The organism is Luteitalea sp. TBR-22 (genome assembly GCF_016865485.1).
Classification (GTDB): domain Bacteria; phylum Acidobacteriota; class Vicinamibacteria; order Vicinamibacterales; family Vicinamibacteraceae; genus Luteitalea.
Genome location: NZ_AP024452.1, coordinates 2,637,095 through 2,658,194, shown reverse-complemented (window position 1 = coordinate 2,658,194; position 21,100 = coordinate 2,637,095). Strand labels below are relative to the sequence as shown.

Here is a 21,100-nt window from a genome sequence, read left to right as displayed (position 1 = left end):
GAACGGTGATGTCAAGTACGAGCTGGCCGTTTGGAGAGGGCAAGCTTCCGGCCGCCCGACTACAGGATGGTCCAAAGGTCGCGGCCAAGATCAACAGAGCTCTGGCTATTCGAGTGCGCATGATCCGCGATCCTGGGCGAACGGGTGTCCGACGCTCAAATAGGCCTTTCTGGTCTTCAGCGAGCAATACCCGTTCATAGATCGTGCTCGGCACAAGGCGACAACCGGTCACTCGGTCGCTCAACAACAACCTCGACACTCTGTCTGACACGAATACTTCAAAAGAGTCCTCGAACACACACACGTCGCTGCCATCGTATCTGTCCGCATCTATTGCAATGCCCGTGGCCACTGAGTCCACCCCATGGCTCTTGACGGAGCCTGGCCTGATGCCAAACTTACCAGCTCGACCGCTCACGCATAGGCCGCTGTAGCCCCACTCCTGTCGCACCAACGAGCTCGCCCGACGTTCTGACCCTGGGTGAGACAAGTGGCAGGGCCACCAGACCAGACCACAGGAAGTCGGCAAGCTTCGGCTTGCCCATGTACTGCCTCACGCTGGGTCGCCAGGCCCGATCCGCTTTTCCCCGCTGAACGGATCGCCATTTCCCGGCTCCTCTGTGTCCCAGCGAAAAGCGCCCCTTGTCAAAGGGTCCACAAGCGCCCACAAGAGAACGCCGTCAGGACTGTCTACTCGTTCTGCGCCTTTCATAAACCCTGGTTGAAGACATGTCTGGTGTCCCTGTTCGTGGGGCCTCTGTAGTGCAGCTTGTCTCGGCGCCACAGATACACGTCTGGTCAGCGCTGGAGGAGGCAGTGAGCCGCCCGACCTCGCGTCCTGAGCCTACCTGAAGTCGTGCGACGGCGTGCGCACCTGGTCGCCGCCGAAAGCCATCACCCGCTCGGCGCGCACCGAAGTGACGCCCTCGAGTTGCTGCAGCACGCCCTCGACGACCAGGAAGGGCGCGCGCATGACGAGCGCGCGCTGGCGCTCGAAGACGTCGGGCCGCACGATGATGTTGGCCAGGCCCGCCTCGTCCTCGAGAGTGAGGAACACCATCCCCTTGGCCGTGCCCGGGCGCTGGCGCGTGATCACCGCGCCGGCGACGCGCACGCGACGCCCACCGCGCGTGCGCGCGAGTTCGTCGGACCGCAGCACGCCGCGCAACCGCAGGTCGGCGCGCCGCAGCGTCATCGGATGCGGCCCGATCGTCACGCCGCTGCCCTGGTAGTCGGCGACGATGCGCTCCATGGGAGTCATGGGGGGGAGCGGGCTTCCGCCTTCCGCCTTCGCCTGCTCACTGTCGCTGTGGCTTCGGCGGGACACGTCGGCCTTGGGCCCTGGGCCTTGGGCCTTCGCACGATTGCCATCGGCGTCGGCAGTCGGCAGTGGGCGGTCCACCTTCGCCCTCCGGGCTTCGGCGGACAGGTCGGCAGTCAGTTCACCGTCGGCCTTCGGCATTCGGCCGTCCGCCTTCGCCACGGCTTCGGCGGACAGGTCGGCCGTCGGAACAGCGTCCGCCTTCGCCTCCCGATCATCGTCGAGGCTTCGGCGGGACAAGTCGGGAGTCGGGAGACGGGAGTCGGGAGTCGCCGAGCCCTCCGTCGACACCATGGGCCCGCCCTCTTTCTGAGCCGTGAGCCTTGAGCCCTGAGCCGTGTCTCTGCCCACACTCACCGGGGCTGCCTCCTCGTCGAGCATCGCGAAGAGGTCGCCGGTCGGGCGCACGACGCGTTCGGCCTCCCACAAGGCGCCGCGGCGATCGGTGCCGAAGCTGTTGAGCGCGCCAAGGCTCGCGAGCGTGTTCAGTTCGTCGCGCCGGATGCCCGTCGCCGCGACCAGCGCGTCGAGGGAGGACCAGCGCAGGGGGACGGCAGTCGGCAGTCCGCCTTCGCCTGTCGGCTTCGGCGGGACGAGTCGGCGGTCCACCTTCGCCCCTTGGGCTTCGGCGGACACGTCGGCAGTCCGGCCCGGTGCCCGGCGCCCGGTGCCCGGTGCCCGACTCGCTTCGTCCTCCCAATCGTGCGCGCAGACGCTGCAGTAGATCCGACAGCCCTCGCGATGCACGTCGCGCTCGAACATCGAGGGGTCGTCGGCGCCGCATTTGGGGCAGATCACGGGACGGGAATCGGGAGTCGGGAGTCGGGAATCGCCGAGTCGGGAGTCGCCGAGCCCACCGTTGGCGTGATTCAGCATGCCTTCTGAGCCTTGAGCCCTGAGCCTTGAGCCGCTCTCTGAGCCCTGAGCCATGAGCCTCGAGCCGTTCCCTGAGCCGTCTGCGATCTTCCTTCCCACCTCTTCGCGCAGCCCCTGCACCATCAGGAAGCCCAGGCGCACGGCGCCCTCGTCGGTGATGCGGCAGTCCCAGTGCGAGTGCTGCACGTCCACCGGCAGGAAACGCACGCCGTGGCGCTGCGCGTCCTTGATCAGCGTCGCCGGGTGGTAGAACCCGAGCGGCTGGTTGTTGAGCAGCGCCGTGTAGAACGCCGCCGGGTAGTACGCCTTCAGCCAGGCGCTCGCGTACACGATCAGCGCGAAGCTCGCCGCGTGCGACTCCGGGAAGCCGTAGAGCGCGAACGACGAAATCGACTTCAGGATCGTCTCGGCCGTCTCGCCCGTGATGCCGCGCTCGGCCATGCCGCTGCGCAGCCGCCCCTCGATCTGCCGCATTCGCGCTTCCGACCGCTTGAAGCCCATCGCGCGACGCAACTCCTCGGCCTCGCCGCCCGAGAAGCCCGCCACCACCATCGCCATCCGCAGCAGCTGCTCCTGGAACAGCGGCACACCCAGCGTGCGCTTCAGGATCGGCTCGAGCGACGGATGCGCGTACACGACCGGCTCGTCACCACGCCGACGCGCAAGATACGGGTGCACCATCTGGCCGACGATCGGCCCCGGACGGATGATCGCCACCTCGACGACGAGATCGTAGAAGCAGCGGGGCTTGAGGCGCGGTAGCGTCGCCATCTGGGCGCGCGACTCGACCTGGAACAGCCCCACCGTGTCGGCCTCCTGCAGCATCTGGTAGACGACCGGGTCGTCGGGCGGCAGGTGCGCGAGGTCGATGGCCGGCGGTGGATCGGATTCGAGGTCGCCGCCACGTTCGGCGCGCGCCTGCTCGGCCGCCGTCGTGTTGACGATCGTGATCGCCTCCTGCAGCACCGCCAGCATGCCGAGGCCGAGGAGATCGACCTTGACGATCCCCATGTCGGCGCAGTCCTCCTTGTCCCACTGCACCACCACGCGCCCCGGCATGCTCGCCGGCTCGAGCGGCACCACATCGTCCAGCCGCCCCTGGCACAGCACCATGCCGCCCGAGTGCTGCCCGAGATGCCGCGGGATGTCCTGCATCTGCATCCAGAGGTCACCGAACTGGCGGATCTGCGGCAGGTCGGGATCGACGCCGAGTTCGCGCAGGTGGCGCGCCAGCGTGTCCTGCGGGTCCTTCCACTCGAAGGGACTCATCACCCTGGCGAGCGTGTCGATCATCTCGGGCGGGCAGCCGAGCACCTTCCCCACTTCACGCGCCGCGCTGCGGCCGCGATAGGTGATCACGTTGGCGGTCATCGCCGCGCCACGCTCGCCGTAGCGCGTGTAGAGGTACTGGATCGCCTGCTCGCGCCGATCGCCGCTCGGCAGGTCGAGGTCGATGTCGGGCCACTCGCCACGCTCCTCCGAGAGGAAGCGCTCGAACAGCAGCTCCATGCCGACCGGATCGACGGCGGTGATCCCGAGGCTGTAGCAGACAGCGCTGTTGGCCGCCGAGCCGCGCCCCTGCGCGAGGATGTCCTGCTGCCGGCAGTAGTTGACCAGGTCCCACACGATCAGGAAGTAGCCGGCGAGATCGAGCTTCTCGATCAGGTCGAGCTCGCGCGCGATCTGCCGTCGTGCCTTCTCGGTGAGCGGTCGGTAGCGCCAGTGCGCGCCGGCCTCGGTGATGCGCCGCAGGAACGAGATCTGCGTCTCACCGTCGGGCACCGGATAGTCCGGAAAGCGGTACCCGAGATTGGCCAGCGTGAAGTCGAGCCGATCTGCCAGCGCGCGCGTGTTGGCCACCGCCTGCGGCAGGTCGCGGAAGAGCGCCGCCATCTGCTTCGGCGACTTGAGGTACCGCTCCGCGTTGGCGGCCAGCCGACGCCCGGCGTGCTCGAGCGTCGTGCCGTGGCGGATGCACGTGAGCACGTCGTAGAGCGGCCGCGCCTCGGGCGTGGCGAAGCGCACGCCGTTGGTGGCCAGGAGCGGCACGCGATACGCCTCGGCCGCAGACACGAGGATACGATTGTCGGCCTCCTCGTCGCGCGTGAGGTGCCGCTGCACCTCGACGTGCACCTCCCCACGCCCGAACACCCCGACGAGCTGATCGAGCAGGCCCGCGACGCCATGCCGATCGGCAGCCAGCATGGGCCGTCCGACGATCGCGACGAGCCCGGCGACCTGCCCGTCGAGATCGGCCACCGTGAGTCCGCCCTGCCCCTTCGCGGCCGCGAGCTTCATCCGCGTGACCAGCCGACAGAGCGATCGATACCCCTCGGCCGACGCCACGAGCACGGGCAGCCGCCAGATGAGCGGCGCGTGCAGGGACGTGCGTGCCGGGTCGCGCAGCGGGTTGCCCGTCTGCATCGTGAGCTCCGCCCCGACGAGCGCCCGCAGCCCCGCCTTGCGCGCCGCCTGGTAGAACCGCGGCGCCCCGTACACGCCGTCGCGATCGAGCAGCGCGAGCGTGTCGTAGCCGAGCACCTTCGCCTGCTCGACCAGCGCTTCGGGCAACGAGGCGCCGTCGAGGAACGAGAAGGCCGAGGCGGTGTGGAGTTCGACGTAGGGCACGGGAGTCGGGAGTCGGGAGTCGGGAGTCGGGAGTCGGGAATCTGGGGTCGGGAACCGGGGCAGGCTCAGAACTCGGTCAGACGGCGTATCGCGTTGCCTGCTGGTCGGCGACTCCCGACTCCCGCATCCCGACTCCCGTCCGCAAAAAGCAAACAAAAGGCGAAACCATCGTCGTCGAAAAAGGCCCCGAAGGCGGGGCCGATGGAGTGACGATAGCGCAGCAAAGAAAAGGCGTAAAGGGACGAATTTACGCGGTATCTGCCGACCTTATGACCTCGAGGAAGGCGGGCCCCACATCTTCGGCCTTGCGCTGGCCGACCCCATAGATGTCGCGGAGGGCGGCTTCCGAGGTGGGGCGAAGCCGGGCCATCTCGCGGAGGGTCGTGTCGTGGAAGATGACGTACGGGGGCACCCCGCGGCCGCGCGCCAGGCCCAGCCGCACCTCGCGCAGGCGCTCGAAGAGGTCGCGGTCCACGCCCTCCCACGACTCGGTCTCGACGCGCGACCGGCGCGGACCGGCGTCCTTGGCGCGGCGTTTCTGGCGGAACAGCGCGAGCGGCTGCTCGCTGGTCCCGTCGCGCATCAATTGGCGCCCCTCGGGCGACAGCACGAGCACAGGATAGTCACCGGGCGTCTGGCGCAGGTAGCCGAGCGCCGTGAGTTGCTCGATGTACCCGCGGACCTCGGTGAGCGGCACGCCCGCGAACAGCCCGAACGTGCTCAGCTGCGCATGCCCACGTGCCGTGACCGCCTCCGATGCCTTGCCGATGAGCACGGTCGCGACGTGCGCCGCCCCGAACCGCTGCTCCACGCGCGCCACGCACGAGAGCACCTTCCGCGCGATCGTCACGGCATCGTCGACCAGTTCGAGTTCGCCGAGGCACACGTCGCAGGCGCCGCAGTCATCACGGTCGTAGGTCTCGCCGAAGTACTGCACGAGGTGCCGGTGGCGGCACCGCGTGCTCGCGGTGTAGCGCTCGATGTCGCGCAGCAGGCCCTGCGCCGACTCGGTGAGCTCGCCGTTCTTCTCGAGCATCACGCGCCACTTCAGGAAGTCGGCCGCCGACGTGATCAGCACGCACTCGGCCTCGAGACCGTCGCGGCCGGCGCGGCCCGACTCCTGCTGGTAGTGCTCGAGCGACTGCGGCGCGCCCGTGTGGATCACGAAGCGCACGTTCGAACGATGGATGCCCATGCCGAACGCCACCGTCGCCACCACGATGTCGGCGCGCTCGGTGAGGAAGGCCTCCTGATTGGCCGAGCGCTCGTCAGAGGTGAGGCCCGCGTGATACGGCACCGCGCTCCAGCCTTCCTCCACGAGCCAGGCCGCGAGCGCGTCCACTTCCTTGCGCGACGGGCAGTACACGATGCCGGCCTCGCCGCGATGCCGGCCCAGCACGTCGAGCACCTGCTTCTTCAACTGGTCGCGCAGCAGCACGCGGTACACGAGATTGGGGCGATCGAAGGATCCGACTTCCTCGAGCGCGTCGCGCAGGCCGAGCTGCGCCACGATGTCGCGCCGCACCCGCCCGGTGGCCGTCGCCGTGAACGCGTGGATGCTGGCGCCGGGCAACTGCGCGCGAATCTCGCCGAGCCGCCGGTACTCGGGCCGGAAGTCGTGCCCCCACTGGCTGATGCAGTGCGCCTCGTCGACGGCGATGAAGCTGACGCCGACCTGCGCCAGCCAGCGCACGAAGCGATCGCCGCCCTCGCCAACGAGCCGTTCGGGCGCCACGTACAGCAGCCGCGTCGTGCCCTCGCGCACGCCGCGCGTCACCTCGCGCTTCTGCTCCTCGTCGAGCGCGCTGTGGTAGCAGGCGGCCGGCACGCCGTTGGCGGTGAGCCCGTCCACCTGGTCCTTCATCAGCGAGATGAGCGGCGACACGACGACGGCCAGTCCCGGACGCAGCAGCGCCGGCGCCTGGAAGCACAGCGACTTGCCGCCGCCGGTGGGCATCACGAGCAGCGAGTCGCGACCGGCGAGGATCGCGTCCATCACCGCCCGCTGGTGCGGCCGGAACTGCGTATAGCCCCAGTACTTCGCGAGGACGTCTTCGAGGGTGGCGGGAGGGGACGCGGTCGAACTCACTACAGGAGCGATCGTAGCTGAATCGGCAATTGGAAATTTGGCCTCTTCCGGGATCAGCGTGGGTAGAGGTCCAGGCCGCCGCAGTGAAAGTAGATGGCGGTGGTGAAGTGGTGGGCATTGCGGAAGCCGCCGGCCTTGCGCTTGATGCTCATGATCTTGCTGTTGAGGCCTTCGGCCACGCCGTTGGTGATGGGGTGCCTGACGTAGCGCAGCACGCCGTCGAGGTGCCGGTGGAGCATGCGGGCCACCTGCTTGACGGGTTCCAGGCGCGAGCGGATCGCCCACCCGTACCAGCGGGCGAAGAAGCGGCGGACCGCGGCGCCCTGCCGGTAGGTCCAGAGGTCGCGTAACAGCTCCTTGATCGCCCAGGCGCGGCCGACTTTCAGGTGCTGCCCCTGCAGCGCCGCGAACGCGTCCGTGCGATCGGCGGGCAGACGGTCCTCGCCGTAGAGCCAGAGGTATTTCGTGCCGGTGAGGGGCGAGGTGCCCTGCTCGCGCAGGAAGGTCCGATGCTCCTGCTTGCGCACGGTGTCCACCGCGCGCGTCATCTCGCGCATGATGTGAAAGCGATCGAACACGATCTTGGTGTCGCCCTGCGGCAGGCCGTCGACGGTGGCCCGGATGTAGGCCGGCCACATGTCCATCGCGACGGCCTGCAGCGCCTCGCGCTGCTCGGTGGTCAGCTGCGCGTAGTAGCCCTGCAGGCTCGCTGCCGTCCGGTCCTCGGCGACGTGCTGCACGGTCGCGGTCTCGAGGTCACACACGATCGTGTGATACCGCTGCCCCTTGCGAAACGCCTTCTCGTCGACGCCCAGGTAGCGCCGCGGCGCCGCGGTGCGCCGCTGGAGCCCCCGCGCCACCGCGCGGTCCATCACCCCCCACGCCTCGTCCCACGTGACGCGCGCGATCCGGCACGCGCCCGTGACCGTGCTGCACTGCGTGATGAGGTCGATAATGAGCCGCTCGAGCAGCAGCGTGAATCGGCTCCGCGGCGCCGCCCAAGGCACCCCGACCTGCCGAACGCCGTGCGTGGGACAGTCGACGCGCGGCACCCGCGCATGCAGGAAGGTCTGGTACTGGCAGGTGTCGAGATGCCGCCAGACCCGCTCCTCGGCATGGTCATGGCCCGGCGCCGCCGTCCCGCAGTCCGGGCACGTCCAGCGCGTGTCCGCGGCATGCTCCACCCACAGATCGACGCGCTCGCCCGAGGTGTCCAACGCCACCCGTGCGATGTGCCAGGGCGCCTGCAAGCCGAGGATCGTTTCGAAGAGCTTCGTGTCCTGCATCCGGTGGATCTACGCCACCGCTCGGCTCGGCGCAAGGCCGGCGAGCAGGCCGCTCACCCGCCGAGTGGCCCGCGCAGCCGGCCCGAGCTGCCCACGCTATTCCCGGAAGGACCGAAATTTGAAATTTGAAATTCTCGCGGGGCGCGGCTTCGCCGCCGCCCCTCGGGATGTCTCGAGCGAGCGAAGGCCGGAGGCCGAGCCGCCGATCAATTTCAAATGTCAAATTTCAAATTGCCACCGGAGTGTCAGAGTTGCGCGCCCGTCCCGTCACGTACACTGTCGCCGCATCCATCCAGCCGGCGCGACAGGAGTCACCTCATGCAGATCAACCCCTACGTGATCTTCGACGGCCAGTGCCGTGAAGCGTTCTCGACCTACGCGCAGTGCCTCGGCGGCACCGTCACCTTCTCCACCTACGGCGACATGCCGGGTGGCATGCAGCAGCCCGGCCAGTCGCCCGACCGGATCATGCACGCACGGCTCGAGGCGCAAGGCACCGTGCTCCTGGGCTCGGATGGCCCCGGCGGCGAGACCCCGAAGGACTCGGTGTGGATCTCCCTCACGCTGCATGACACGAGCGAGGCCGAGCGCATCTTCGGGGCAATGGCCGAGGGCGGCCACGTCGTGATGCCGCTGGCCGAGACCTTCTGGGCGCCGCGCTTCGGGATGCTGAAGGATCGGTTCGGCGTCAGCTGGATGGTCAACTGCGAACGCCCCGCCTGAGGGCGGCCCGGCGGGACCACGGCATGTCATGAGTCATGAGCCATGACTCATGACTTCGTGGGCGTCGACGTTCACGTCGACGCAGGCCCCATCACCCCGTCGCGGGTGCGCAGGAACGAGGTGAGGAACAGCGTCGCGAGCAGCAGGTCGATGGCGCTCACCGCGAGGACGGCGGCCGCCACCCGCCCACCCATGAACAGCCACAGCGTCGGCAGGAAGAACGCGAGCTTCTCGACGATCGCCGGCAACATCAGCGGGCGGAAGCGACGCACGTCGCTGGCGATCACCAGGAACGCGAGCTGCCACGCCAGGGCCACGCCCACGAACCCGTAGAAGTGCTCGGGGTGCGTGATCGCTGGTGGGTAGTCGCGGCCGATCTGCGCCTCCATGAAGTACTGCGGCAACAGGACGACGAGGCCGTAGATGCCGGCCCCCATGAACACGCGTCGCGCGAAGCGCTCTCCGGACGTCACGGGTTAAGTGTACGAACGGTCGGGTTCCGGGTTCCGGGTTCCGGATTCCGGGCACCGGAAGTCGGATCACGGGAGACGGGCCGAAGGCCCACTGACGAAGGCCGGCCTGTCCGCGCCGGTGAAGCCCTGCGGGGGCGGGCAGGAGTACCATCAGCCACGGAAGAGGTGGACCCATGAGCACCCCGCTCACCGCGCGTCGATGGTCGCCCTATGCCGCAGGCGCCGGCATCGGCGTCCTGTCCTGGATCACCTTCTGGCTGATGGGCGAGGCGCTCGGCACCTCGACCTCCCTGGCCGGCGCCGCCGGCATCGTCGAGGCCGCCGTGAGCCCGGCACACGTGCGCGAGACGGCGTACCTCTCGGCACTCGTCGTGGCCAAGCCGCCGGTCGACTGGCAGATGGCGCTCGACCTGCTGCTGCCCGTGGGCGCGTTCCTCGCGTGGAGACTGGGCGGCGGCGAGTCGGTGCCGTCGATGCCCGAACACTGGCGACGACGATTCGGGCCGTCACGCGTGCGCCGCGACGTCGCGGCGTTCCTGGGCGGCGCGCTGATGGTGTTCGGCGCGCGCCTGGCCGGCGGCTGCACATCAGGTCATTGCATTTCCGGCGGCCTGCAGTTGGCCGTCTCGAGCTTCGTCTTCACCGCCGTGCTCTTCGTGGCCGGCATCGTCACCACCACGGCGTTGTATCGAGGCCTGAGCAACGTCGAAGGCCGAGCGGCCGGGGAGCGATGACCATGGCATTCGATGCGGGCGTCTTCGCTGCCGGACGCGTCCTGCTCGCGGGCGCGTTCACCGGGCTGGTATTCGGGTTCATCCTGCAGAAGGCCGGGATGACGCGCTCGATCAACATCCTGCGCCAGTTCCTGCTCGAGGACTTCACGATGGTGAAGGTCATGGTGACCGCCATCGTGGTCGGCGGGGTCGGCGTGCTCGGGTTGCACCAGGCCGGCCTGGTGACGACGCTGCACGTGAAGGCGACGCTGCTCGGCGCCAACGTGCTCGGCGGCGTGCTGTTCGGCGTCGGCATGGCGGTGCTGGGCCTGTGCCCGGGCACGGCGATCGCCGCGATCGGCGAAGGCAACCGTGATGCGGTGATTGGCGTGCTCGGGGGGATCGCCGGTGCGGGCCTCTACGCCGAGACGCACCCGTGGTTCGTCGCACACGTGCTGCCGCTCGGCGCGTGGGGCAAGCTCACGCTGCCGTCGATGACCGGCCTGCCGTGGGGCGTGTGGATGGCCGTCTTCGCACTCGTGGCGGTGCTGCTCGTGCGGCGCCTGCCCGGCACGGCGGAGTAGTGCCACAGGTAATTGGAAATTGGAAATTGGAAATTCACGGCGGCTTGGCCTTCCGGCCTTCGCCGCGCCAAGCGTCGCCGGCGCGCGAGAATTTCAAATTTCAAATTTCAAATTTCGATTGACCGTGGCAACGCGCGTTCAATCGATCTCCCCCTCCACCCACCACTGCCCCGTCCTCCGATCCTGGAAGACGCGATAGGCGGCGCCGGTTTCGAGGGCCACGTCCCACTCGTCGCGGTCCCACGCCCCGTCGACCTCGGTGGCGGGCTGCCACCAGGCGCCCGACGACCGCCAGGGACCGGCGGCCTGCACGATGGCGCCGTCGCGGAAGGCCGTGTCGCGTGAATGGATGCCGAAACGGAGCGCGGTCGGCACGCGTCCCTGGCCGATCACCACCTGCACGGGCCACGGCTGGCGCAAGCGCCGCACGTGATAGCCGGCCGTGTCGAGCCAGCCCTCGCGCGCGGCTTCCCGCTCGTCCTCGCGCGCGCGGCCCGCATCGCGCGTGGCCGAGAGCCCGAGCGCGGCCAGCAACGCCGCCGGGCCGCCGTCGGGCCCTTCCGCGCCCGACGGCGTGAACGGCGCCATCGCCACGTCCCCCGGCCGATGCGAGTCCACGAGCGCCGGCGCGCCGGTGCGCCCCTGCCCCATCAGCGCGGTGAGCCGCGCCTGCAGCGACGCGAGCTGGTCGTCCGATGGCAGGGCCTTCCGCAACAGCGAGAACTGCACGATGCGGCCCGGCACCGGCTCGACGTCCACGGTGACCTTGTCGATCGCGGCGTGCGGTGGGTGCGCCTCGAGATCGAGCAGCAGCAGCGTGCGCAGCACGCGGGCCTCGCGCACGGGCACCGGCAGGTCGATAGCGCGCACGTGCACCTGCCGATCGGTGAGTTGCAGCGAGAGCCGTACGACGGCAGCGGCGCGGTCACGCGCCTCGAGATGCGCGCAGAGCGGTTCGAGCACGCGGCCGAGCACGAACGAGAGCGGCTCGAGGCCGTCGATGGGCCATTCGAGTTCGAGGGACTGCACGAAGGCGACCTCGACGGGCTGCAGCCGCAGCGGGCGCGGGTCGAGGCCGACGGCCAGGCGCTGCAGCCAGAGGCCGCGATCGCCGAGCCTGGCCTGCAGGTCGGCGGCCGGCAGGCGGCCGAGGGCGCCACACGTGGTGACGCCCCAGCGCTGCAGCGTGGCCAGCACGTCGGGCCAGGGACGGCCCGGAGGCACCCGCAAGGGCGCCGCCGGCACGGTCGCCAGCGCCGCCGCAGGCGTGTCGGGGGCGCCGGCAGGGGCCGCTCCCGGGTTCACCAGGCCGAGCCCCGCCGACAACCGGTAGTTGCGCGCGCCGCCGAGACGACGCACCCGCCCGGGGCCGTCGAGCGCGAGGTCGACGCCGGGGAGCGCGCCGAGCGCCTCCACCGGCAAGGGGGAGAGGGCCGCGGCCATGTCGCGGCCCGTGACGATCGCCTCCACGCCCGCGCCCGCGAGCACGAGTGCGGCCACCCAGGTGGGCGCGATCGCCACCTGCACGACCAGGTCGTGCTCGAGGGCGAGCGCGCGCGCCGCGGCGGCGATCTCGTCAGGGCCGCCGAAGAGGCGCTGCAGGCCCGACACGTCGAGCACGATCGCGCCATCGGCCAGGGACTCCCAGCGTGGCGTCATGTCGGCCGCCACGGCCGACAGACGCGTCAGCAGGTCCTCACGCGCGAGGCCGGCCGGGGCGGAGGCGAGATGGAGGGCGGCGAACATGGCGGCAGCAGTGCACGTTCAGAATTTCAGAATTTCAGAATTTCACGACAGTCCGCGCTCGCCTCGTGCGATGCGTACGGAAATTGTGAAATTCCTGAAATCCTGAAATTCCTGTCAGCCCGCCAGGGCGACCTGCACCTCGCGCGACGGCTCGAGGCTGGTGCGGTGACCGACCACGCGCAGGGCGCAGTCCATGCCGGCGAGGCGGCAGGCGCGCGGGCTCTCGCCTTCCCAGCGCGGACGGCCCTGCACGCGGACCGACACGCCACCGGCGCTGCGCGTGACGGGCTCGGCGCCGAGCACCACGAGCACCGACTCGCGGCCCTCCACCGCGCGGTGCAGGCGCAGCCACGTGGAGGCCGGCACCTGCCGCAACGCGAACGCAGGCATGTCGCACAGGTCGAGCGCGATGACGCCGAAGCCGCCGGCCTGTGCCACCAGGTGCGCCGCCTTCAGGGCACGCTGCAGGACGGTGTGCGTGAGATCGGGATCGCCACGACGAGGCTTGAGCGCGAGCACGCCCGGCGACAACGGCAGGCCCCGCACCCACAGCACGTGCGACAGCCTGACGCCGGCCGCCGCCGCGCCAGCCGGGTCACCCCGATCCACCGTGTCGATCCACGCCGCGACGTCGCCGCGGGTGGTCGCCGCGGCCAGCGTCGACACCAGCACGCGCGTGCGTCCCGACGAGGCCGGGCCGACGATCTCGGAGACGTGGCCCCGCGGCCAGCCGCCGCCGAGCGTGGTGTCGAGTTCGGGCAGGCCCGTGGACAGCAGGCCGGTGGCCGGCACCCGCCCGGCCAGGGTGCCGTCGAGCCGACGGGCCTGCAGCAACGCTTCGAGATGCGCGCGTGAGCGTGGGAGCGACATTCGATTTTGTTTCGCCTCCCGAGCAGCGTACCACCTCGACGGGTCGGGGACAACATCGGGCGTGTGCATGGCCGCAGGACGAGTCGTCGGCGTCCTTCTGACACTTCCCTGCCTTCGACCCGGCAGACATTGACTTTTGTCAGGGTCACTCCGGAATGCTGTGGCGGTTTGGCTGCCTTTTCGTGCAACGGCGTCGGGCGCCCTGGCGGCTCACCTCTTGCACTCCGTGAACTGTCCGTTCAGGAACACTCCGTTCACGTTGGAGCGCGCATGTCCAAGATCGCCCTGCTGGCGTCCACCCTGCTACTCACCTCGTCGGCCACGGCCGGCGCCGACATCCTCTATCAGACCTCGACGATTGGTTCCTCGGCCCGCATCTCCGACTTCGGCCAGACGTCACAAACGGGCTTCCGCTCCTTCGACGACTTCACGTTGCTCACCAACGGGTCGGTCGAGACGGTTCGCTGGAGTGGGTTCTGGATCGACCTGTCGGCCCCGATCCCAACGGCAGCGCCGAGCCCGGACGTCCTGTCGTGGGACATCGCCTTCTTTGCCGACAATGGCGGCGTCCCCGGCGCGCCGCTGGTCACCCACTCGATCGCGGCCGGCGCCGTGACCAGCACGTTCCTCGGCATCGGACAGTTCAGCGTCGGCAACATCTACAACGTCGCCTACTACGACTATGCCGTGACCCTCCCCGCGGCGTTCACGGCCACGGCGCAGACCAAGTACTGGTTCTCCGTCCTCTCGCGTTCGGACATCTATGAGCCGGCTTTCGCCTGGAGCGGTGGCACCGGCAAGGACGACTTCTCATTCCAGCAGCAACTGGGGCCAGGAATGTCGGTCACCAGTGCAGGGGTCCGAGCACGGGATCGCGCCTTCACGCTCGAGGGCACCGTGCCGGTCCCGGAGCCGGCCTCGATCCTGCTGCTCGCCACTGGCGCCGCCGCCCTGCTGCACCGCCGCAAACGCCGGGCCTGACGGCCAGCGTCGCCTCCCATCTCCCCGGCTCGCGGGAGGGTGCCGCGTCCGACAGGAAAGCGCCGGCTTCCCGGTCGGGCGCGCCCCGTGGCCCAGCCCGGCCGGCACACCGCCGCACCACACCGTCGAGCCTGTGGAAAACGGCCGGCATGCCGGCGCCCTCGTCTACTAGGATGGAGGGAGCAGCCGCGCGCCGGGTGGACCGGCGCCAGGGCTGCCACAAGGGAGATTCCGGATGCGACGTCAGATCGGCATGACCTTCGGCGCCGCGGCGCTCATGGCCGCGGGACTCGTCGGCGCGGCCCAGGCGCCGATGGTTCACGTGAACCTGCAGGACGGCAAGGGTCAATCGGTCGGCATGGCGATGATCTCGCCGGCCAAGGAGGGCGTCTCGATCGCGCTCTCGCTCAAGAACCTGCCGGCGGGTGAACACGCCATCCACCTGCATGCGGTCGCCAAGTGCGAGGGTCCGGCGTTCACCTCGGCCGGCCCGCACTTCAACCCGACCACCAAGCAGCACGGTCTCGAGAACCCGAGCGGTCACCACGCGGGCGACATGCCCAACATCACCGTGGGCGCCAACGGCACGCTCGAGAAGACCATCACCAACACCGCCGTCACCCTCGGCGACGGCCCCAACTCGCTGTTCACCAACGGCGGCACCGCGCTGGTCATCCACGCCAAGGCCGACGACCTCAAGACCGACCCGGCTGGCAACGCCGGCGACCGCATCGCCTGCGGCACGATCACCAAGGCCGCGCACTAGGTCGCGACTGCGGCAATGCTGCGATGCCGGACTGCCGCGAGGGCAGACCGGCATTCGCGGCCGTCACGGCTGATTTCCCTCCTCCCCTGACGTAGCCCCTGACCGTCGCGCAAGCGCGACGGCTGCGTCCGATGAAGGCGTCCGGCGGTTCGGGGTCCGACGTCCGACGTTGAAGACTCGCCGATCTGCGCCTCCGGCGCGCGGCGAGTTCGGCGTTCGGCGTTCGGTCAAACGTCAAACGTCAGACGTCAGACGTTACTTGTCCTGCGCCCACAGCAACTGCGCCGCGTAGGCCCGGTGCGGACGCCAGGACTCGGCGCGCTGGCGCAGCGCGGCAGGCGACGGCCGCGCCCCGAACTCGCTCGCCGCCGCCCGCAGCAGGCCGATGTCGCTCGCCGGGAAGGCATCGGGATGCCGGAGCGCCCGCAAGGCGATGTACTGGGCCGTCCACTCCCCGATGCCGGGCACCATCGTCAGTCGGGCCACGATCACGTCGAGCGAGGCGTGCGGCTCGAACAGGTCGGCGCGCTCACACGCCGCGCGCGCCAGGGCCACGAGCGTGGCGCGCCGCGCCCCCGGCAGGCGCAACGGCGACAGGTCGGCCGCCAGGACCTCGACTGGCGTCGGGAACACATGCGTGAGGCCGGGACGCACCAGGTCGGGCGGCAGCGCCGGGCCGGCGAGCCGCACGACGTGCGACACCAGCGCCCTGGCCGCGCCGATGGTGACCTGTTGCCCGAGGACCGCCCGCACGGCGAGTTCGAACGGCTCCCAGCCTCCAGGCACACGCACGCCCTGATGGCGCGCCAACAGCGCGGCCATCCAGGGATCGTGCCGGAGGTGACGCCCCATGGCGGGACAATCGCGATCGAGATCGAGCACGCGCTCGAGCCGCGCGGCGATCTCCACAGGCGCGGCGGGCGCCCGCATCGCAAGACGCACCACGAAGCCCGACCGCTCAGGCGCGTGCGCGACCTGCACCACGCCCGGCACTCCGTCGATGCGCAGCGTGCGTGCGTAGCAGTCATCGCGCAGCGACTCGACGCCCTCGAGCGCCCGGCCCTGGAGCCACGCCCGCATCGACGACCAGTCGTATGGCCCCTGGTACCGGACAAACGCCTCGATGTGCGCCAGTGTGGTCATCTCCGTACCTGCATCATCACAGACTGGCGACCGGCGTCGGCCCGCACACTCCGGTTTCGCTCCCGGCGGCGGGTCCGGCCGTGAGGCGTTGTACGATCGCGCACACCCATGAACGCTGTCTCGATCTTCAACGACGTCATCGGTCCGGTGATGCGCGGGCCGTCGAGTTCGCACTGCGCCGCGGCACTCCGGATCGGTCGCCTGGCGCGCGACCTGATGGAGGGCGAGATCACCGACGTGCTCGTCGAGTTCGATCGCGCCGGCTCGCTGCCGACGACGCACGAGAGCCAGGGCAGCGACATGGGCCTGTTCGGCGGCCTGCTCGGCTGGGAGGCCGACGACGAGCGGTTGCCAGAGGCCGCGCGGGCACTGGCCGAGGCCGGGATCACGCACCGCATCGAGACGGTCGACGTCGGCGATCCCCACCCGAACACGTATCGGCTCACCCTCCGCAACGCGCGCGACACCCACGCGCTGATCGCCATCTCGACCGGCGGCGGCATGATGGAGGTGCTCGGCATCGACGGCGTCCCGATGACGATGGACGGCGGCTACCACGAGACGCTGATCTGGATGCGTCCGGGCCCGGTGCCGGCATTCGGGGACGCCGAGGTGATCGTCCACGAGGCCGGCGACCTGCAGATCGTGCAGGTCAAGGCGGCGCGCTTCGTGGCAACCGATGGTGTGGAGGCCATCGCCGTCAGGAGGCTCGCGCCGGTGCTGCCGGTGCCTTCTCGCAAGGACGTGCAGGTGCCCTTCGCCGGCAGTGAGGACATGCTGCGCCATGACGGGGATCGACGGACGCCCCTGTGGCAGTTGGCCGTCGAGTACGAGCGGGCCCGCGGTCGCTTCAGCGAGGACGAGGTAATCGAACGGATGATCGCCCTGGTGCGCATCCTGCGTCGGTCGATCGCCAGCGGCATCGCAGGCACCAGCTACGCCGATCGCATGCTCGGGCACCAGAGCGGCCGCTTCCAGGCGTCGATGGAGGCGGGGCGACTGCTCGACGGTGGCGCGCTGAACCGCATCGTGCTCTACGTGACGGCGTTGATGGAGGTCAAGAGCTCGATGGGCGTGATCATCGCGGCCCCGACGGCCGGGGCGTGCGCCGCGCTGCCCGGCGCCGTGATCGGCATGGCCGAGACCCTGGGACACGATGAGGAAGCGATGGCGAAGGCGATGCTCGCCGCCGGGCTGATCGGCGTCTTCATCGCCACGCGCTGGACCTTCGCGGCTGAAGTCGGTGGCTGCCAGGCCGAGGGAGGTGCCGCGGCCAGCATGGCCGCCGCCGCATTGGTCACGCTCGCCGGAGGAACGCGCGATCAGGCGATCGCGGCCGCATCGATGGCCTTGCAGAGCATGCTGGGACTCATCTGCGATCCCATCGCCGGGCGCGTCGAGGCCCCGTGCCTGGGCAAGAACGTCATGGCGGCCAGCAATGCGCTGTCGTGCGCGAACATGGCGCTGGCCGACTTCGACCCGCTGATTCCGCTCGATGAGGTCATCGACGCGGCGAAGGACGTGGCCAGCCGGATGCCACGCGAACATCGCTGCACGGCCCTCGGTGGCCTGGCCATCACCCCCACCTCACGGGCGATCGAGCAGCGACTGGCCGCCGCGACAGTCGCGGGCTGCGGCAACTGCGGCTGTCGTTGAGCGGTCAGGGCGCGTCGCTTCGCAATCGCGGTGCGGTGGCGGCGACCAGCATCGACACCGCCGTGTAGAGCACGACCACCACGACGAGCCATCTCACGGTCGCCAGGTCGAGCGATCGCACGATGAAGGCGGCCAGCAGCACGCCGGGGATGCCGCCCATCGTCAGGCCCAGCGCGGGCCGCAGGCTGTAGCGCTGCTTGCGGACGAAGCGCATGCTGGCCACGGGCATCATGAAGGCGCAGGCGCCCATCATGATGGGAAAGGCCGCCGTCGGGTTCATGCCGAGCAGGCTCACGAGGATCATGCACGGGGCATAGAAGCCCACCCCGAGCGTCATCAGGGCGCCCGCCACGGCTGCCCCGCCGATGCCGATGGCCAGTCTGGGGCCCTCGAGCCCGAGGGTGTCGCCCCCGCCTGGGAACCAGCCGAACTGCGTCATCACCATCAGCGATGCTGCGGCGAGCAGGGCGCCTCCCATGCCCATCTGGATGCGCCGGCGCGACAGACCGGCGACCACGCCAGCCCCGAACCATGCGCCCGCGGCGGCCGCGGCGATGAGCAGCACCAGCGTCCACGGGTCCACCGCGATGATGCCGATGTAGATCAGCGCCTGGACCGTGACCGGCAGGGAGTGGCCGACGTTGAGCGTACCCGGCATGAGGTCGTCGGGCACCAGGCGCCTGAGCCTGAAGATCACCGTCGTCGGCGCGAAGCTCCCGATGCCGAGCGTATCGAAGAAGTTGGTCACCAGGCCGACGGCGTGATGCTCGGCGGTCGGCAACCCGGGACTGGCCTCCGGGGGCGCCGTGCCGGGCGTGCGTGCCTCCCGCACGGCGGCCACCCACACCATCACGAAGCCCAGGGCGAGGGCCGACAGCAGGATCAGGAGCGCTGCGACCATCGAGCCTCCGTGGGCCTCACAGCGCCACCAGCGTGCCGAGCCCATCGGCCGCGGCGCGCTCGAGCACGAGGTGAGCCACCGCGACATCCTCGACGGCGAGACCAAGCGACTTGAAGACCACGACGTCGCTGGCCGCCTGGCGGATGGGGACGCGCGATCGGACCACCTCCCCCAGTTCCGCGCGGATGTGGTCGGCCCCGAAGCGACCTTCCGCGATGCCCTGTACGACGTCTCCCGACTCGACGAGCGCGGCAGCGCGCGAGTCGACGACCAGGCGCGCGGCCGATACGAGTTCGGGGTCCATTTCGCGCTGGTCGGGCCGGCACGCGCCGACCGACACCACGAGGGCACCGTCTTGCACCCAACGCCGGTCGAGCACGGGATGCGGCGACGAGGTGACGAGGACGATGAGGTCGGCGCCGCGGCTCGCGGCCTCGGCCGAGTCCGATGCGACGAGAGTGGCCGCCACCTCGGTCGATATCTCCCGCACGAATGCCGCGAGATCGGCCCGCGGGCTCCACACCCGCACCTCCTGCAGCGAGGGCGCCTCGGCGACGAGCGCCCGCAGGTGACTGCGCGCCTGGGCGCCACTGCCCAGCAACGCCATGCGACGCGGGGGCGCCCCCTGCAGGTGGCGCACCGCCACGGCCGACACCGCCGCGGTGCGCGCCTCGGTGATGTGTGACCCGTCCATCACCGCACGCAGCATCCCGGTTGCGTCGTCGAGCAGCAGGATGGTCGCGAAGTGACTCGGCAGGCCTTGTGCGCGATTGGCGTTGAAGACGGTCACCAGCTTCAGGCCCAGTGCCGCGTGCGAGGCGATGTGCGCCGGCATCAGACCGAGATAGGCGCGCTCGGGGCCGACGAGCATCGAGGACCGGAGCGGCTGCACGACGTCGCCCGCTGACAGGGCGCCGAGCGCAGCTTCCATGAGGCCCACCAGGTCGACGCCGACGAGGGCGCGCTGCACATCCTGGTGAGTCAACAACCTGACGAGTGGCGACATCGCTGAGCTCCGTGACGGGTCATCCTACGCGATCGCCCCCCTGCTACCGACGCGCACCGGAACCTCCCGTCCGTGCCCCTGACCGTCGCGCACGCGCGACGGCTACGTTCCGCCTTCGCCAAGGCTCCGGCTGACAGGCCGACTCCCCGCATTCGACGTCAAGCGTTGCGTTACGCGTTAAGCGTTACCGTCTTCCCCGTCCTGGCCGCCTCGTAGATCGCCATCATGGCGCGCAGGTCCTTGAGGCCCTCCTCGCCGGGGGTGCGCGGGTCGGCATTGGTCTTCACGCACTCGGCCATGTGGTCCATCTCGAGGGCGAACTGGTTCCGATCCGGCAGTGTCCGCTGCTCGACCGTGCCGCCGCGGATGACGCGCATGCGCAGGTCCGAGTAGCTGAGGGCCGGCTCGAGTTCGAAGGCGGCCTTCTCGGCGTGGACGCGGAAGCGGTTCAGCCCCACGCCGTAGCTCGACACGCAGTTGGCCAGGAGGCCGCTCGGGAAGCGGAGCTGGAAGTTGATCGTCTCCTCGACGCCATCGGCGAACCGCACGTCACCGGGCGTCGTGTACGCCATGGCGTTGATGGCAATCGGCTCCTCGCCCGAGAGGTACCGCGCGGCGTTGAGCGCATAGATGCCGATGTCCATCAGCGAGCCGCCACCCGCGAGGCCCTTGTTCAGGCGCCACTGTTTCGGATCGCCGATGCTGAAGCCGGCCTCGCAGAGGATGACCTTCGGCTTGCCGAACTCCTGCTCGCGCGCCATCCGGATCATCGCCATGTTGTACGGCTCGTATCGCAGGCGGTAGCCGATCATCAGCTTCTTCCCTGCTGCCTTCGCCGCCGCGATCATCGCCTCGCAGTCCTGCGGCGTGTTGGCCATCGGCTTCTCGCAGAGCACGTGCTTGCCAGCCTGGTGCGCCCGCACCGTGTACTCGCGGTGCATGCTGTTGGGCAACACGACGTACACGATGTCGACGTCGGGGTTGTCCTTGAGGCGGTCGTAGGTGTCGTAGCTGTAGATCCCCGACTCCGGCACGCCGTAAGCGGTGGCCAGCGTCTTCGCCTTGGCCGCGTCTCCACTCACCAGTGCCGTCACCCTGGCGTGCCGGCAGTGCGCGAACGCCGGCAGGATCTGGTTGATGGACAGGCTGCCGAGACCGACGATCGCGAACCCGAGCTTCTTCTCGGGCGGGCCCGGCAGGCGCGGCTGCGCCGCCGCACGGGCGCCTGCGAACGAGGCCGCGGCGAGCGACAGGCCGGTGGACTGGAGGAAACGACGGCGGGACGGGGTGTGCTGTTTCATCATCGGCTCAAGGCTCAGGGCTCATGGCTTACGGCTC

16 protein-coding genes are annotated in these 21,100 nt (G+C 69.8%); 6 read left to right on the top strand and 10 right to left on the bottom strand.

From position 1 onward, the window contains the following. Positions 1-844: 844 nt before the first annotated feature. From TBR22_RS10890 to TBR22_RS10880, 3 genes are all read right to left on the bottom strand, one after another. A complete protein-coding gene (locus TBR22_RS10890; protein WP_239493008.1) occupies positions 845-4,825 on the bottom strand; it encodes a DNA polymerase III subunit alpha in 3,981 nt (1,326 codons plus the stop codon). Positions 4,826-5,072: 247 nt separating this feature from the next. Beyond that, entirely contained in the window at positions 5,073-6,914 is a 1,842-nt protein-coding gene (gene recQ, locus TBR22_RS10885) for a DNA helicase RecQ (protein ID WP_239493007.1), read from the bottom strand. A gap of 53 nt (positions 6,915-6,967) precedes the next feature. Further along, complete coding sequence (locus TBR22_RS10880; protein WP_239488874.1) at positions 6,968-8,200, bottom strand: ISL3 family transposase; 1,233 nt, start codon at positions 8,198-8,200, stop codon at positions 6,968-6,970. Between the two features lie 318 nt (positions 8,201-8,518). Here TBR22_RS10880 and TBR22_RS10875 point away from each other — a divergent pair, with 318 nt between their 5' ends. After that, positions 8,519-8,923, top strand: a complete 405-nt coding sequence (locus TBR22_RS10875; RefSeq protein ID WP_239493006.1) for a VOC family protein — start codon at positions 8,519-8,521, stop codon at positions 8,921-8,923. 71 nt (positions 8,924-8,994) lie between these two features. Here the strand turns inward: TBR22_RS10875 and TBR22_RS10870 are convergent, their stop codons facing one another. Further along, the gene (locus tag TBR22_RS10870; RefSeq protein ID WP_239493005.1) at positions 8,995-9,396 is read right to left on the bottom strand and encodes a hypothetical protein; all 402 of its coding nucleotides are present in this window, start codon (positions 9,394-9,396) and stop codon (positions 8,995-8,997) included. A gap of 173 nt (positions 9,397-9,569) precedes the next feature. Between TBR22_RS10870 and TBR22_RS10865 the strand changes: the two genes are divergently transcribed. Both TBR22_RS10865 and TBR22_RS10860 read left to right on the top strand, forming a co-directional pair. Continuing rightward, complete coding sequence (locus TBR22_RS10865) at positions 9,570-10,130, top strand: YeeE/YedE thiosulfate transporter family protein (protein WP_239493004.1); 561 nt, start codon at positions 9,570-9,572, stop codon at positions 10,128-10,130. Positions 10,131-10,132: 2 nt separating this feature from the next. After that, positions 10,133-10,693, top strand: coding sequence for a YeeE/YedE thiosulfate transporter family protein (locus TBR22_RS10860; RefSeq protein ID WP_239493003.1), 561 nt, complete (start codon positions 10,133-10,135; stop codon positions 10,691-10,693). A gap of 138 nt (positions 10,694-10,831) precedes the next feature. Here the strand turns inward: TBR22_RS10860 and TBR22_RS10855 are convergent, their stop codons facing one another. Then, positions 10,832-12,439 (bottom strand): hypothetical protein, encoded by a 1,608-nt coding sequence (locus TBR22_RS10855; protein ID WP_239493002.1) that lies wholly within the window; start codon positions 12,437-12,439, stop codon positions 10,832-10,834. A gap of 114 nt (positions 12,440-12,553) precedes the next feature. Then, a complete protein-coding gene (locus TBR22_RS10850; RefSeq protein WP_239493001.1) occupies positions 12,554-13,309 on the bottom strand; it encodes a hypothetical protein in 756 nt (251 codons plus the stop codon). Between the two features lie 270 nt (positions 13,310-13,579). Between TBR22_RS10850 and TBR22_RS10845 the strand changes: the two genes are divergently transcribed. Together TBR22_RS10845 and TBR22_RS10840 are read left to right on the top strand one after the other, a co-directional pair. Next, a complete protein-coding gene (locus tag TBR22_RS10845) occupies positions 13,580-14,290 on the top strand; it encodes a PEP-CTERM sorting domain-containing protein (protein ID WP_239493000.1) in 711 nt (236 codons plus the stop codon). Between the two features lie 235 nt (positions 14,291-14,525). Then, positions 14,526-15,056 carry a superoxide dismutase family protein gene (locus tag TBR22_RS10840; protein ID WP_239492999.1) on the top strand — a complete coding sequence of 177 codons (531 nt, stop codon included), beginning with the start codon at positions 14,526-14,528 and terminating at the stop codon, positions 15,054-15,056. A gap of 255 nt (positions 15,057-15,311) precedes the next feature. Here TBR22_RS10840 and TBR22_RS10835 read toward each other — a convergent pair whose 3' ends face one another. Then, a complete protein-coding gene (locus TBR22_RS10835) occupies positions 15,312-16,199 on the bottom strand; it encodes a DNA-3-methyladenine glycosylase (protein WP_239492998.1) in 888 nt (295 codons plus the stop codon). A gap of 108 nt (positions 16,200-16,307) precedes the next feature. Between TBR22_RS10835 and TBR22_RS10830 the strand changes: the two genes are divergently transcribed. Further along, a complete protein-coding gene (locus tag TBR22_RS10830; protein WP_239492997.1) occupies positions 16,308-17,855 on the top strand; it encodes an L-serine ammonia-lyase, iron-sulfur-dependent, subunit alpha in 1,548 nt (515 codons plus the stop codon). A 4-nt stretch (positions 17,856-17,859) separates the two neighbouring features. Here the strand turns inward: TBR22_RS10830 and TBR22_RS10825 are convergent, their stop codons facing one another. The 3 genes from TBR22_RS10825 to TBR22_RS10815 form a co-directional block, all read right to left on the bottom strand. Next, positions 17,860-18,756, bottom strand: a complete 897-nt coding sequence (locus tag TBR22_RS10825; RefSeq protein WP_239492996.1) for a TSUP family transporter — start codon at positions 18,754-18,756, stop codon at positions 17,860-17,862. Between the two features lie 16 nt (positions 18,757-18,772). Next, positions 18,773-19,762 (bottom strand): ornithine cyclodeaminase family protein, encoded by a 990-nt coding sequence (locus TBR22_RS10820; protein ID WP_239492995.1) that lies wholly within the window; start codon positions 19,760-19,762, stop codon positions 18,773-18,775. A 170-nt stretch (positions 19,763-19,932) separates the two neighbouring features. Further along, positions 19,933-21,063, bottom strand: a complete 1,131-nt coding sequence (locus tag TBR22_RS10815; RefSeq protein ID WP_239492994.1) for a Gfo/Idh/MocA family protein — start codon at positions 21,061-21,063, stop codon at positions 19,933-19,935. Positions 21,064-21,100 lie beyond the last annotated feature (37 nt).

Bases quoted from the DNA above. Each gene is read 5' to 3' on its own strand.
- TBR22_RS10860 (WP_239493003.1), top strand. From the start codon at position 10,133: ATGGCATTCGATGCGGGCGTCTTCGCTGCCGGACGCGTCCTGCTCGCG.
- TBR22_RS10820 (WP_239492995.1), bottom strand. From the start codon at position 19,762: ATGTCGCCACTCGTCAGGTTGTTGACTCACCAGGATGTGCAGCGCGCC.
- TBR22_RS10825 (WP_239492996.1), bottom strand. From the start codon at position 18,756: ATGGTCGCAGCGCTCCTGATCCTGCTGTCGGCCCTCGCCCTGGGCTTC.
- TBR22_RS10855 (WP_239493002.1), bottom strand. From the start codon at position 12,439: ATGTTCGCCGCCCTCCATCTCGCCTCCGCCCCGGCCGGCCTCGCGCGT.
- TBR22_RS10835 (WP_239492998.1), bottom strand. From the start codon at position 16,199: ATGACCACACTGGCGCACATCGAGGCGTTTGTCCGGTACCAGGGGCCA.
- TBR22_RS10840 (WP_239492999.1), top strand. From the start codon at position 14,526: ATGCGACGTCAGATCGGCATGACCTTCGGCGCCGCGGCGCTCATGGCC.
- TBR22_RS10875 (WP_239493006.1), top strand. From the start codon at position 8,519: ATGCAGATCAACCCCTACGTGATCTTCGACGGCCAGTGCCGTGAAGCG.
- TBR22_RS10830 (WP_239492997.1), top strand. From the start codon at position 16,308: ATGAACGCTGTCTCGATCTTCAACGACGTCATCGGTCCGGTGATGCGC.
- TBR22_RS10880 (WP_239488874.1), bottom strand. From the start codon at position 8,200: ATGCAGGACACGAAGCTCTTCGAAACGATCCTCGGCTTGCAGGCGCCC.
- TBR22_RS10815 (WP_239492994.1), bottom strand. From the start codon at position 21,063: ATGAAACAGCACACCCCGTCCCGCCGTCGTTTCCTCCAGTCCACCGGC.
- TBR22_RS10850 (WP_239493001.1), bottom strand. From the start codon at position 13,309: ATGTCGCTCCCACGCTCACGCGCGCATCTCGAAGCGTTGCTGCAGGCC.
- TBR22_RS10845 (WP_239493000.1), top strand. From the start codon at position 13,580: ATGTCCAAGATCGCCCTGCTGGCGTCCACCCTGCTACTCACCTCGTCG.
- TBR22_RS10865 (WP_239493004.1), top strand. From the start codon at position 9,570: ATGAGCACCCCGCTCACCGCGCGTCGATGGTCGCCCTATGCCGCAGGC.